Genomic DNA, 14343 nt, shown 5'->3' with positions numbered 1-14343 from the left:
TGATTTAAAAATCATTAACCACCGCTCACAAAATGAGCGGATTTTGAGCGGATTTTTAACCTAATCTGTACCGCCGGTCACGTGTCGTTCCCTCAACGATCAAGAAACCATTTTTGCTGAATAAAGCTAAATAGCGCCGCGTGCTTGACTCACTTAAACCAAGTAACTCTTGAGCAATCGAATTGGTAATGCTAGTATGCTCAAGAAGATAAGCATTGATTTTTTCCCAAACGGCTTCTTCTTTTGGATTTAGTCGAACAGTTTGCGATTGGAGTTGGGTATCTTGATAATTTTTCAAGGTTTCTAATATGGCATCCAGCATAAATTCAATAAATACCGTCGCATCATTAGACTGATTACTGAATGCAAGTGCATCGTAGTAGCCTTGCTGATAATGGTAAATGACCGATTCAATAGGTAGCCACTCAAAGATAGGATTACAGTGGCTAAGAATCACACTTTGCCATAGACGCCCCATGCGTCCATTACCATCTTCAAATGGGTGAATAATCTCTAATTCAAAGTGAACAATACAAGATTTGACATAGTCGGAAATATCGCTAGCTTTAGCCCAGTCAAATAATTCCTGTACCAAAGCAGCAACAAACTGAGGTCTAGCTCCAACATGTATGACCTGCCCCGCACTATCATAGACACCGACATCTCCTGTACGGAATTGTCCGGCATGTGTAACCAAATCTTTTGTCAACAATCGATGAGCAGTCAAGAAATCGTCTACGCTATACGGATCTAGTTGAAAGGCACGTTCATAAGCTTCATAAGCATTTTCCACCTCATGAATATCCTTTGGCGGACCAAGCACACGCTTGCCCTCAATAACAGCCGTCACCTGCTCTATGCTTAAACTGTTATTTTCAATAGCTAAAGAGGACTGTATGGATCGGATTCGACTTTCCTTATGAAGATGTAATTCTCGTCGTTCAATAGCTAGCTGAGTCGTCAGTTCGGATATCCGCTGGACCTGATTCAACATTTTTTCAGTGATTCTATAGGACGGTTGCATAAAAGCTCCTTTCTTCACCAAAACTTCTAAGCTTACTCTTGTTCCAAAGGGACGACAGCTAATGTTTTTCCAAGACTGGCAAGGACTTTTAAGACCGTATCCAGCTGTGGACTCGTCTTTCCAGACTCCATCCTAGCAATGACAGGCTGGCTAACGCCGCTGAGTTCTTCTAGTTTCTTTTGGCTGATGCCCTGTTCTTGACGGGCCTTGATTAGCTCTAGCATCACAGCCACTCTCAAGTCGCTTTCTCGTCTTTCTTCTGCCGTAAAGAGGTCTTGTTGAACCTCTTGCCAAGAACTTCCGATAGCTGTATTCTTCATCATTTTTCCACGCCCCTTTTCCTTAAATCTTCAACTTCACGTTTGGCTTGTTCTATTTCACGACGAGGTGTTTTCTGTGTCTTTTTGACAAATGAATGCAAGAGAACAAAACTACCATCCAACCAAGCAACAAATAAAATCCTGTCCCTCAGAGGGCGCAATTCCCAAATGCCGCTCTCAAGATGTTTCACAAAAGGTCCGCCCGCCCTGATCCCTTTAGTTTCTAGAATATTGATGTAGTCCTGAATCTTGGTCAGCTTAATCCGACTATCCTTGCCCTTCTGACTGGCCAGTTCTCGCATATAATCTAAAACATGCTCGTTACCATTTTTATCTTTATAAAAATAAATAGCGTGCACAAAACAACCTCTTTCAACCATGTTATGACTTAAAAGTTATTAAACGTAAAGACTTTTAAGCTATTAAAGATCCCAATTGAGATAATTGAACCTTATTATACTATTCGGGAAAATTGGAAGAGGAAGACGGATTAGATAAACATATCCTGTAGGAGTTTCTTCTTCAAGGTTTCAAGCTCAGCGATTTTGTTCTGGTGGGAAGCGATTAAGTCATCAAGATTGGCGAAGAAAGTGCCGATGGCACGTTGTTCGTCAAGAGTCGGTACTTTTAGTTTATGATTCTTTACAATATCACTATTTAAGTTTACTTGACTTCCAGGTTGACCATATTTATTCCAACCATCCTTGAACATTTCCAACCATTGAAACATGAATTCTTTATCAAAAATTGGATTAAGAAAAATTAGGAAGCCATCGTGTACACCAGTTTGCACATAATTGATTACTGGTTTTCCGACAGATGCTGCTATACTCAATAATAAATGTGGTTCTTTGAGTACTCTAGTTTTCTCTTGACCTAATTCTGAAATTCGTTGCTCAAGATCGTGAATTCTTCCATTTTGATTTGTCACATCAGAAATACGCAACCAGCCAACCTCTGATGATCCATCAAACCATTTTGGATCTTGGATAGGTCTAGGAGAAGCACCACGAACGATTTCAGATAATTCTCCTAACTTCTTCTCTTCCCACTCTCCATCAAATCCATCTAAGCGGATTTCAGGCGTGGTCTGTCCTGCCTTTGGAAACATCTTGGACAACATGGACGCCTTAAAAGCTTGATAGTTAGTCAAATTATCCTTATAGGCAGATAAAAGCTCGTCAAGCGTTTGGAAGAGAGTGCCGATGGCGGATTGTTCGGGGAAGATTGGAAAAGGCACCTTTGTATTTCTAAGGATATTTAATCCTAGAAATTTCTGTGTATTTCCGGCCATCTCTAAATTAATATACTTATTAAATTGATTTCCTTTCAAGAATTGAATTAAAAATTCGTTTGATAAACTTCCACCAGATTTAATAAGGCCTACATTTTTAATTGCAAATCCTTCTTTATTAACTAATACTGGCTTTCCAATTGTTCCAATTAATCCAAGTAGAATATCCCCTTTATCCACTTTTGATCTCTTATTTATCTCACTATAATCTTCCTCTGAAATTAAGGAAATGGTTGATAAATCAATACCATTGTCAGTTAGATTTTTTGAAGTTACTAATGGATATCCTTTAGTAACATACTTTGGTGAATTATGGGTGCCATCACGTACATCTTTAATATCGTCTAATTTAACTAATTCCCACTCGTCTTCAAACTGCTTGAATTTTATGTTTGGTAAGTTATGTCTTGTCATAAGTCACTCTCTTTTCTATTAATCAAACTTACTAAGATTTTTAAGTATTTTCTAAATAAAAAAGAAACTGTTAAAACGATAGCAGTAAAAATAATAAACCAACATCTAATAAAAAATATCCTTAATATTAAAATAATCATCAATAATATTGTTGTTAGAATATATTGATGGGCAACTACAGGAAAGCATACTTTGTTTTCAAAATCATTATCTTCAAATAACAAACTTTCAGTATAAAAGCGTTTTAGTTTAGAATACTCCTCTTGCATTTTTCTAACTTCAATACAATAAATTGCAACTATATAAAATAAGGCTCCCACAAGAAGTCCCAAAATCAAAATTGTTTTTTGAGAATTTGATTCAATCAACCTCTGTATTACGTTTTGTCCTTCATAATCTTTTATTTTATCGAAAATTGTAATGCCTAATGCAGCTAACCAAGCCATAAGTTTTAGATGAAGCGACTGATATATAGTGTTCTCTCTTTCAGCAATTGTCAAAAAATCATTTTTCAACTGATTAACTTGTTCAAAATACTTATCTGTATCTTGATTAATGATACGCTTATAAATACTTTTTGCAGAATCAAGAAAAGTATCTTTAAATTCAAGTAAACCATTGCGAACAATCAGATTTCTTACAATATTTATTTTTTGGAAACAAGTTTTATTCTCATTATCTTGGTTAAATATCCAAGAATAAATACTATCCATTATCTCAATTTCAGTATTATCAATACAACTATAATCATAGGTACGTTCAATAAGGTCATTAAAATCATTGTTTGTTAAAAATGAAAAAGAAAATTTGTTTTCCTCTATATTTGTTAAATTTGCGAACACTGATAGCATTAAAAGTTTACGTAAATATTTCACTTTCTCAGTTTGTTTAATGTGACACAAATAATTTATTGAAAAATTCTTAAGGTTAACATTCCTTGCAGTTATTCTATTATCTTTTAGAACTTCAGCTAAAGCCAGTACTTCATTTCCAAAATAAAGTTCTTCTCTATCAAAATCACATGTTAATTCAATATTTATAACATCTTGTTCAAAATCTTTATTTTTAAAATATTCCAAAGCACTTGAAATATGTTCCTGCTGCTCAAGATAGTCAGAAAAACAAAACATAACACTTTTGTTGTTATAAATAATATATTTTATTTTTTCTTCATCATCATAATCACCAATACCATTTAGGCTTAGTTTTTCAATAATATCCTTGGTATCTTCTTCGTTTATTATTTCGTATGAAGTTCCATTCCAATTTCCTTTAACCATTATTTATACCCAATAATTCTCTCACCCTCGGAACATAATCATCTGAAACTGTTAAAATTAATTTATTGTCGTCAAGTTCGATAGCCTGTCTATTTACTAATTTTTGTAAATTATCCGTTTTAATAGTTGTTTCTTTTGAAATTTCAATTGAACCATGGTATCTTTCACGCAATACTTTTTGATCAATTATAAAATTATAATCAAGTATAGTAGTTATCTCAGAAAAAACTCTTTTTTCATAATTTGAACCACCTTCGTCTACTTCAATCAACATCTTTGATGAGAGGAAATCTATAAAATCATTCTTTACAAAAGTTTCATGCTCAAAAATATAATTTTTAGATTCTTTTTTTATTTCCGAATAGTTTTCTTGTGATCTTATCTCCTCAGTAAACAAACTGTCATTTTCTATAAATTCAACAAGATCTTGAGAATTAACTTTACTATTTCTTACTTCTTGTAATCCAAGAAAATCTCTAATCCAAAAGTTAGCAATTCTATAACTTTTATCTATTACCTCTATCTTTCTTGTATTAAAGTCAAAAGGAAAAATACATGCTTTATAATAATTTTTTTCCGTTCCTAGTTGCTCTACAACTTTAAACTTCGTAGTATCAGCAACCGCAGTTTTTTCGAGTTTCAATAGTAATAAAGCGTCAGATGATTCCTTAATAAACAAAAAGCCATCCCTAATATTTTTCTTTCTATCTCCATTCTTAGGATTTGATTCTGCTGTTAGCAAACTTTCAGCAAAATTTTCAACTAAAAATTCTGCACGATTTTCACTATACCTACTTAATATACTCTCCTCAGTTGCTATTTCAGCCCAAATGGACGAATGGCTCCCTCCACCATTTGAAGTTCCAATGATAGACTTAAAAATTTCATGGATATTTGTAATCATTTCATTATCCAGCACAACTTTTTCAACACTATTTTTAATATCAAATACTGCTACTGTATCTTTCATACAATCTCCTGTTTTAAACGAAGGTACTTTTATACTATCTTGCGATAAGATATTTCACGGATTAGTTTCTGCTAATGGTTAATGAGTAGAAAGCCCTTTTATATTGATAATTTCTTCCAAAATACAATTCGTCTTCATTATCGTTTTTCAAAATATTTTACCAATTAACTGAACACAACCTAAAAGCCCGAGGTTTAGACAAGACACCTTGTGTACAAATACACGTCGCTGTCTTTCTGAAATCCTAATCGCTTTTTACACCCTTTGTAGCTCAAAATCGAACTGGCCTACGTCTCTGTATAAAAAGATAATATCTCCTAGATGCCTGCTGCATCAGCGTCAACTTTCCTATTTCCCTTTGAGTAGCCTTTGTACCTTGAGTTACCTTCTCCCTCTCAGTGGTTCGATGACTTCTTCGATGAGTTTGGTGTAGTCTTTTTTGATTTGGATTTTGTATTTGAGGGGGTTGAGTGCTTCGGCCACTTCCGTTTTGTAATCTTTGTAGCGCTGGCTGTTGCTGAGTTCGCTTTCTCCCAGCTGCTTATCGGATCCTTTGCGGTAGTGCTTAACCAGATAGAGAAGCTGATCGTAGCCCATATACCATTTCTTAGCCAGTTTGCGGACCTCATTGTCAATAACTGATTCAATCATTTGGTCTAGGATATTGGCAATAGATTTGCCGCGATAACTTTCAGGGTCCATCTGAATTTCCAACCAAAGGTTAGCAATGATTTGGGCCAGCCCTGAATTGGTCTTGGAGAGATTAGCGATATAGCTGTCCACAGTTTCAATATCCTTAGCGCTCAGCTCTTTGCTTTCCCCGTCTGATTGAGGAATGAAGGCTTGTATCAGAGAAATAATATACTCGTAATTGATATCATCGACATGGACAGATTCTAATTCATACATAACATCAATCGGTTCATCCCCGTTGTCCCCGTCTTCTCTGCGGCGCCTGATTTCGTCAATGACATTTTGGTAAGTGCCAGTGTAACTTTCGATGAGCTCTTGATTCAGGCCTGTTTCCGCAAAGACTTGCTCTTGATTATATTCTGAATAAACTTGGATGGAGGCAAAGTATTTGTCAAATTCCTGATACGCTTTGGCAAATTTCTTGAGCAGCTCAGTGCTGGCGTTGGCGATATCGATACCTAAATCGGGTTCATCCGAGATATGAGTTCGGAGATTGGCTAATTTTTCATCAAAGTTAGCGCGCTCTTCCGGCCATTCAGGGGCCAGGACATCATTTTCGCCGCCATTGGAATACAGGCGTAGGGCATTGTCTACAGCATCCTTGAAAAGATGAGGTGTCTGGAAGGTGATGATTTGCCCGTACTTTTTGGGGCCATCAAAGATACGATTGGTTCGGCTAAAGGCCTGTATTAAATCTTGAGGCTGCATGGGTTTGCGGTCGATGAAAATGGTCGAGAGGCAAGGCGCATCAAAACCTGTTAAGAGACGGTTGACCACGATAACCAGATCCAGCTGCTCCTCACGAAAGAGGTACTTATCTTTCTTACGGGCTAAGCGGTCATTGACATCGCTGTTGAAGGCCCTAAGTTCAGATATAGTATAGTGGGTACCAAAGTTTTGGTTATAATCATCAATGGCAAGCTTCATCTTGTCTTGGTTGAGGGTCGAATCCTCATTATTTTCCGTCACAGAGTAGGTGATGGTCACCTTGGGAAAATCAGGCAGGACCTGTTTCACACGCTCTGAAATGGTAACGGACGTTTTCCCTTCCTTGACCCGCTTAATGAGGTCATAATATTTCTGCGCCATGGCAATGGATTTGACTGTCAAAATCGCAGCATAAGTCTTTCCGACACCATTTTGAAAGCCCAGTTGGCCTCGGGATTGATTGATGATAGCGTCCAAGACTGTCAGCATGTGGTCTTCAGATTCATAGATCTCATCGGGAATATCTTCTTCTGGCCTGTCGGTAATCAAGGTGTTTTTATAGTCAATACGAAAGCCTAGAACTGCTTTATCATGAATGGCTTCTTTGACCGTGTATTCATGCAGCCGTGAACCGTATTGCTGCTGCGTTGTTTGGGCCAAATCACCGAGTTGCCTGCGTTTGTTTTCTACAAAAATCGGTGTTCCTGTAAAGCCATACCAAAGACTGTTGATAAAAAATTTGGAAATAGTTTTTTGAGCCAGAGGGGTGACGGCGCGATGGCATTCATCCACAACAAAAGCAACATGAAGCTGTTTGATTTTACTGGCTTCACGCTTGTATTTGCCTTCTTCTATTTTGCGCAACATAGTGTTTATTTTTTGAATGGTTGTCACCACCACACGCCTATCATCAGCCGATAGGCGTTTCACTAATTGCTGGGTATTGTCCGTTTCATCAATGTCAACGATATCGTTAGCAGCATAGGAGAGAAAGCTTGATGTAGTTTGCTGGTCAAGATCTCGTCTGTCCACCACAAAAATGGTCTTTTGAATGGATGGGATCTGCAAAAGATTGCGGGCTACTTTGTAGGAGGTCAGGGTTTTGCCTGAACCTGTTGTGTGCCAGACATAGCCTGATTGTTGGCGTTTGCTGGCTGTTTGAATAGCTTCAATCGCATGAATCTGATAAGGCCGCAGCAGAATCAAGGCCTTCTTAGCATCGTCGATAATTGAATATTGCATGACCATTTGATGGGCACGCGGGATGGTTAGGACTTGATCGGCAAAAGCGAAAAGGTCAATGACTGGCTGATTATCTTTGTCCACCCACTTGGTCAGAAATTGATCATTGAGCTTGTTTTCCTTAGCAGCTGCAATATAGCGGGTTTCAGTTATGTTTGATGCTACAAACATTTGCAGGCTGGCATAGATGCCGCGGAATTTTTCTTCTCGATCGTACTTAACGATTTGGCGAAAGGCATCCATAAAGGGATGTTGATGATTTTTGAGTTCAATCTGAATCATAGGCAGACCATTGATGAGGAGCGTCACATCTAAACGCCTGTCTTGGTCGGCCGGAGAGATTTTAGGCCGTTCCACCTGATTGACAATCTCATATGATGAAGTTCCGCCTGCAATATTATCGCGCCAAATAACTGAAAGGCGTATCGTACCAAGGCTGACGTCTTCACGTTGGACTTGAACCTTGGCGATACCGTTTTCACCTGCCAGCCATTTGGCGGCTTCATAATAATTGACAAAGTTGAGCTGATTTTTAATCTGAGCTTTTTCCTGTTCGGTCAGAGGAACATCATTTAAAACAGCAACATTATTTTGCGCTAGTTTGGCAAAAAAATTATCCCAAAGCATTGCTTCTGTTTTCAAATCACCCCGATAGGTCCATGGACTTTCACCTGATGAGAGCTGAGCAATCAACTGTTTTTCAAATTTAGTTTCACCTGTGTACTGCATCTTTGGCTGGCTTCCTAATCTAAATCTATAATTCTATTTTTCATTATAGCATATGTTGAATGCCTCTATTCACAATTTCTAATAAAAAAGTGATAAAAATGATTTAAAAACAGCGATAGCGAACAGGTCTTAAGGCTAAGAAAAAAGCCTAGAAACAATAGTTTCATAGGCTTTTTTTATCTTTTATTTCACTTCAGTAAAAATCACGTGTTTGCGCAATTTTGGTGAGTATTTTTTCAGCTGAAGACGGTCCGGAGTGTTACGTTTGTTTTTAGAAGTCAGATACAAGCGTTCGCCGGATTCTTTGTGTTCAAGTGTTATATTGACGCGCATACGGTTTCCTTTCTATTTATTCAGCTGTTTTAGCTTTGGCGATTTGACGTCCTTTGTAGTAGCCCTTGAGGGATACACGGTGTGAACGTGAGTAGTCTCCGGTTGTTTCGTCAAATTTTACAACTGGAGCTGTCAGTTTGTAGTGTGTCCGACGTTTATTTTTTTTCGCTTTTGATGTGCGACGTGCAGGTACTGCCATTTTCTTTATTCTTCCTTTCAAATGGTTTCTTTGATTTTCATCAACTTTAATATAATAGCACATCTTTTTTGTAAAGTAAAGTTACTTGACAGATTTTTTAGAAAAATAGCTCCGCTATTTTCTAAAAACATGTTAAAATAGAGAGGACTAGGAGTAAAGGAATTTAATTATGCAGTTACAAAAACCAAAGGGGACACAGGATATTCTGCCTGCAGACAGTGCTAAGTGGCAGTATGTTGAGGCAGTTGCGCGTGACACCTTTAAAAAATATCATTATGGCGAAATTAGGACACCGATATTTGAACATTATGAGGTTATCAGCCGTTCGGTCGGCGACACAACTGATATTGTGACCAAAGAGATGTATGATTTCTATGATAAGGGAGAGCGCCACATTACGCTTCGTCCGGAAGGGACAGCGCCTGTTGTACGTTCTTATGTGGAAAATAAGCTCTTTGCACCGGAAGTGCAAAAACCGGTCAAGATGTATTATATGGGCCCGATGTTCCGCTATGAACGTCCGCAGGCAGGCCGCCTGCGCGAATTTCACCAAATCGGGGTGGAGTGCTTCGGCTCTAAAAATCCGGCAACTGATGTGGAAACAATTGCTATGGCCTACCAGCTTTTCAGCGCATTGGGGGTTAAGGATGTGACCCTGCATCTTAACAGTCTTGGGAATACTGCCAGCCGTGCAGCTTACCGTCAGGCTTTGATTGATTATTTGACGCCCATGCGTGACAGCTTGTCAAAAGACAGCCAGCGCCGCTTGGAGGAAAATCCGCTGCGTGTTCTGGATTCTAAGGAGGAAGAAGATCAGGCTGCAGTTGCTCATGCGCCCTCCATTCTTGATTATCTTGATGAAGAGTCGCAGGCGCATTTTGCTGCTGTGTGCGAAATGCTTGAAGGGCTTGCTATCTCTTATGTGATTGACACGAATATGGTACGCGGTCTTGATTACTACAATCACACGATTTTTGAGTTTATGGCCAAAGTCGGGAAATCTGAGCTGACTATCTGTGCCGGAGGGCGTTATGATGGCTTGGTTGACTATTTTGGAGGACCTAAAACCGCTGGTTTTGGTTTTGGTCTTGGTCTGGAGCGTTTACTGCTTATTCTTGATAAACAAGGCACTGAGCTCCCTGTTGAAGAAAACTTAGATGTTTACATTGCAGTTTTGGGTAAAAAAGCTAACGGCAAAGCTTTGGAATTGGTTCAGGCTCTTCGCAGGCAGGGTTTCTCAGCAGAACGTGACTATCTGGGACGTAAGATTAAGGCGCAGTTCAAGTCGGCTGATAGCTTTAGGGCAGCGGCTGTTATTACTTTGGGGGAAACTGAAGTAGAGACAGGACAGATTACAATTAAAAACAATGCCACACGCAAAGAAGTCAGAGCAAGTTTTGAGGATCTAGTCACTGATTTTGCGGCTATTTTCGAAAAGGTACTCTCTTAAGGGGAAAAGGGCCTGGGCCCTTTTTTCTTTTTTCATGCCCCCCTTTTCTGCTGTTCTAAAAGAGCTGAGGTTTTATGCTCATTCTTTCGAGGGCACGTTTTGGCCTTTATATGCTACAATAGAGGGGCACTCAAGAAAGGTTTGGAGAACATGAAAAAAATTTATGAGCGCTTTGACACTCTTAGTGATGCTATCATTGCTATCATTATGACAATCTTGGTTTTGGGGATTTCAGCGCCGGAGACTGCGGAGGAACTTCCCGGCTTTATGAAAGAAGTCAGCCTCTATCTGATCAGCTTTATACTTTTAATCAATGTTTGGTACCGCAGGACAAAGCTTACACTCATCTCTCCCATTACCAAACTGGAAGCTTTTGTTGCAGATGTTGGCCTGCATGCTCTTTTAACCCTTTTCCCTCTGGCTATTAAAATGTTGGTTACTTATGCTAATCCTTTGCTGTCTGTCTTGTTTTTCGGTGTAGTGAATCTGCTGGTGATGTGTTTTTTAAATGCTATTCCGATTATTGAGTTGGGGGATCACTGGGTCAGGGGAGATTTTTCTGAAAAGGTCCACCGTTTTTATCATCGCCGCCTCCTTCTCACTTTTGCATCACACCTTATAGTATTAGTGCTAGCCTGCTGTTTCAGCCGGGTAGGCGTTTATGTTTATCTGCTGCTTCCTCTGGTGGATTTCTGGGCTAACTATAATCGTGATAAACGCTTGAACACTATCTTGAATAATAAAGAGGAACTGCGGCAGGTGCTTTCAAAGAAGCTGCGGCTGCAGAAAGAGAAAAGTTAAGCCTGCCACTGTCAAAAAACTTAAAAAACTCCCCTGCATGGGTGGGGTTTTTGTCTGCATTCTGCTATAATAGTAGAAGTGAAAAATGTAGCGATGAAAGGAATGGAGCTCTGACAAGTCGGTCAGTTAAGTTCGCTCTGGGATATTAACTATGGAACGTTCGATGTATGCAGGCCGTGTTCGCAGTAAGCACATTGGCCGTCAAATCACCCTAAAAGGCTGGGTTAACCGCCGCCGCGATTTGGGAGGACTGATTTTTATTGATCTGCGGGACCGTGAAGGCCTTATGCAGCTGGTTGTCAATCCTAAAGAAGCTCCTGCTGCAGTGGTTGCAGAAGCCGAAAAACTCCGCAGTGAATTTGTCATTGAAGTGACTGGTACTGTTGAAGCGCGGGAACAGACGAATGACAATCTGCCGACAGGCTCTGTTGAACTGAAGGTAGAAGCTCTTACCATCCTCAGTGAAGCTCGAACAACACCGTTTGAAATCAAGGATGGTGTGGATGTGAGCGATGATAACCGTCTGCGCTATCGCTATCTTGACCTTCGTCGTCCTGAAATGCTGGAAAATTTTAAGCTGCGGGCAAGGGTGACACATTCTATAAGGAATTATCTGGACAGTCTTGAATTTCTTGATGTTGAGACGCCGATGCTGACAAGGTCAACGCCTGAGGGGGCACGGGATTACTTGGTGCCGAGCCGTGTCAGTCAGGGACATTTCTACGCTTTGCCGCAAAGTCCGCAAATTATCAAACAATTGCTGATGAATGCTGGTTTTGACCGTTATTATCAAATTGTCAAATGCTTCCGCGATGAGGATCTCCGTGGGGACCGTCAGCCTGAGTTTACGCAGGTGGACTTAGAGACATCATTTTTGACTGAAGAGGAAATTCAGGAGATTACTGAAGGAATGATTGCTAAAGTCATGAAAGATGTCAAGGGGATTGATGTGGCGCTGCCCTTTCCGCGTATGACTTATGATGACGCTATGAATCAATATGGCTCTGATAAGCCGGATACACGCTTTGATATGCTTTTACAAGACGTGACAGAACTTGTTAAAGGCCTTGATTTCAAAGTATTCTCAGAAGCCCCTGCCATCAAGGCGATTGTTGTCAGAGATAAGGCAGATCAGTATTCCCGTAAAGATATTGACAAGCTGACAGGCTTTGCTAAGCAGTTTGGAGCCAAGGGCCTTGCTTGGGTAAAAAGTGCAGATGGAAGCTTTATAGGCCCTATTGCTAAGTTCTTAAGCCCAGTTAAGGATAAGTTGACAGCAGCTTTACAGCTTGCAGATAACGATTTGGTACTTTTTGTAGCTGATAAGCTCAATATTGTCAATGATACTCTCGGTGCCTTGCGGGTTCGTATAGCTAAAGAACTTGACATGGTTGACAAATCTAAGTTTAATTTTCTCTGGGTCATAGACTGGCCGATGTTTGAGTGGTCAGAAGAAGAAGGGCGCTATATGTCAGCACACCATCCTTTCACCCTGCCGACAGAAGAGTCTGCCCAAGAACTTGAAGGAGATCTGGCAAAAGTACGTGCTGTCGCCTATGATATTGTTTTGAACGGCTATGAGCTGGGCGGCGGAAGTCTGCGTATCAACCAGAAAGATATGCAGGAACGAATGTTTAAAGCACTTGGTTTTTCAGAAGAATCCTTCAGACAGCAGTTCGGTTTTCTGCTGGAAGCAATGGATTATGGTTTTCCGCCGCATGGCGGTCTGGCTATCGGTCTCGACCGTTTTGTCATGTTGCTGGCAGGTAAGGATAATATCCGCGAAGTTATCGCCTTTCCTAAGAATAACAGGGCTGCTGATCCCCTGACACAGGCTCCAAGTTCTGTTTCAGAAGACCAGCTTAAAGAACTTGCCCTAAACATTAATCACCATGAAGATGAATAAAAAGATTTACTTGCAAAGGCTCCATTTCCTTATTAATAAATGGGCTAAAAAAGGCGGAATTTTTAGGACGCTGCAGAGTATTTCACGGGAAAAATATACCGAGAAGCTTTCCGCTGCCTTGCTTTATGGCCTGCTCTCCAGTATTGCGGTCAATTTTTTCTTTCAGCCCGGGCATGTATACTCCAGCGGGGCGACTGGGCTGGCTCAGGTTATTTCTGCTGTAAGCGGGCGGCTGACTGGTTATGCTGTTCCGGTTGCTGTCAGTTTTTATGCTATTAATATCCCTCTCCTCTTATTAGCTTGGCGAAAGATTGGCCATAAATTTACTGTTTTTACTTTTTTTACGGTAACCTTTAGTGCTTTGCTTATTCAGCTGATGCCCATTGTTGTTCTGACGGAGGATCCTCTGCTTAATGCTGTTTTTGGCGGCTTAATTATGGGCCTTGGAGTGGGCTATGGTCTGAGGACTAATATTTCCAGCGGGGGAACCGATATCGTCAGCCTGCTGATTCGAAAAAAGACGGGGCGGGACGTCGGGAGTATCTCCTTATTAATCAATGGCCTGATTATGATTTTTGCCGGTCTTCTTTTTGGCTGGCAGTACGCCCTGTACTCTATGGTAACGATTTTTGTGTCCAGCCGTGTTACGGATGCCGTTTTTACCAAGCAGAAAAAAATGCAGGCCATGATTATTACCAATCGGCCAAAGCAGGTGACTCAGAAAATCCACCGCAGACTCAATCGCGGTGTGACCAGTATCAATGATGCTGAAGGCACCTATAATCATGAGAAAAAAGCCGTTTTAATCACCATTATTACGCGGGCTGAATATCAGGATTTTAAACAACTTATGATCAAAGCCGACCCTGATGCATTTGTTTCTATTGCTGAAAATGTTAAAATTATGGGGCGTTTTGTGGACGATTAGCAGGTAAATTTAAGTTTTGTAAATGAGGACGGGTAGAATAGTTTAGCAGCAG

General features: G+C 40.0%; 13 protein-coding genes. 4 read left to right on the top strand and 9 right to left on the bottom strand.

Annotated elements, in window-relative coordinates; translation table 11 throughout:
- Positions 1–55 precede the first annotated feature (55 nt).
- From A0O21_RS09405 to rpmF, 9 genes are all read right to left on the bottom strand, one after another.
- Entirely contained in the window at positions 56–1024 is a 969-nt protein-coding gene (locus A0O21_RS09405) for a Fic family protein (protein WP_067064575.1), read from the bottom strand.
- Positions 1025–1056: 32 nt separating this feature from the next.
- Entirely contained in the window at positions 1057–1344 is a 288-nt protein-coding gene (locus A0O21_RS09400) for a helix-turn-helix domain-containing protein (protein ID WP_067065288.1), read from the bottom strand.
- Positions 1344–1703, bottom strand: coding sequence for a type II toxin-antitoxin system RelE/ParE family toxin (locus A0O21_RS09395; protein WP_067064572.1), 360 nt, complete (start codon positions 1701–1703; stop codon positions 1344–1346). Before A0O21_RS09395 ends, A0O21_RS09400 begins: the two co-directional genes overlap by 1 nt.
- 131 nt (positions 1704–1834) lie before the next feature.
- Positions 1835–3052: a restriction endonuclease subunit S gene (locus A0O21_RS09390; protein ID WP_067064570.1), complete on the bottom strand. Its 1218-nt coding sequence runs from the start codon at positions 3050–3052 to the stop codon at positions 1835–1837.
- A complete protein-coding gene (locus A0O21_RS09385; RefSeq protein ID WP_067064568.1) occupies positions 3049–4332 on the bottom strand; it encodes a hypothetical protein in 1284 nt (427 codons plus the stop codon). The genes A0O21_RS09390 and A0O21_RS09385 overlap by 4 nt, the downstream gene beginning before the upstream one ends.
- Positions 4325–5302: a nucleoid-associated protein gene (locus A0O21_RS09380; protein WP_067064566.1), complete on the bottom strand. Its 978-nt coding sequence runs from the start codon at positions 5300–5302 to the stop codon at positions 4325–4327. The genes A0O21_RS09385 and A0O21_RS09380 overlap by 8 nt, the downstream gene beginning before the upstream one ends.
- 381 nt (positions 5303–5683) lie before the next feature.
- A complete protein-coding gene (locus A0O21_RS09375) occupies positions 5684–8674 on the bottom strand; it encodes a type I restriction endonuclease subunit R (RefSeq protein WP_067064564.1) in 2991 nt (996 codons plus the stop codon).
- Positions 8675–8857: 183 nt separating this feature from the next.
- Entirely contained in the window at positions 8858–9007 is a 150-nt protein-coding gene (rpmG, locus tag A0O21_RS09370) for a 50S ribosomal protein L33 (protein WP_002262412.1), read from the bottom strand.
- Positions 9008–9023: 16 nt separating this feature from the next.
- Positions 9024–9206: a 50S ribosomal protein L32 gene (gene rpmF, locus A0O21_RS09365; protein ID WP_067064562.1), complete on the bottom strand. Its 183-nt coding sequence runs from the start codon at positions 9204–9206 to the stop codon at positions 9024–9026.
- A gap of 169 nt (positions 9207–9375) precedes the next feature.
- Between rpmF and hisS the strand changes: the two genes are divergently transcribed.
- The 4 genes from hisS to A0O21_RS09345 all read left to right on the top strand — a co-directional run bounded on the left by hisS (position 9376) and on the right by A0O21_RS09345 (position 14291).
- Positions 9376–10656 (top strand): histidine--tRNA ligase, encoded by a 1281-nt coding sequence (hisS, locus tag A0O21_RS09360; RefSeq protein ID WP_067064560.1) that lies wholly within the window; start codon positions 9376–9378, stop codon positions 10654–10656.
- A gap of 150 nt (positions 10657–10806) precedes the next feature.
- Positions 10807–11457 (top strand): TMEM175 family protein, encoded by a 651-nt coding sequence (locus tag A0O21_RS09355; RefSeq protein WP_067064557.1) that lies wholly within the window; start codon positions 10807–10809, stop codon positions 11455–11457.
- A 151-nt stretch (positions 11458–11608) separates the two neighbouring features.
- On the top strand, positions 11609–13363 hold the full coding sequence (gene aspS, locus A0O21_RS09350) for an aspartate--tRNA ligase (protein ID WP_067064555.1): 1755 nt from the start codon (positions 11609–11611) through the stop codon (positions 13361–13363).
- Positions 13356–14291: a YitT family protein gene (locus A0O21_RS09345; protein WP_099092227.1), complete on the top strand. Its 936-nt coding sequence runs from the start codon at positions 13356–13358 to the stop codon at positions 14289–14291. Before aspS ends, A0O21_RS09345 begins: the two co-directional genes overlap by 8 nt.
- Positions 14292–14343: the final 52 nt, after the last annotated feature.

Source organism: Streptococcus pantholopis, assembly GCF_001642085.1.
GTDB classification, from domain to species: domain Bacteria; phylum Bacillota; class Bacilli; order Lactobacillales; family Streptococcaceae; genus Streptococcus; species Streptococcus pantholopis.
The sequence above is the reverse complement of the archived record's forward strand: the minus strand, read 5'-3'. Positions and strand labels throughout refer to the sequence as shown.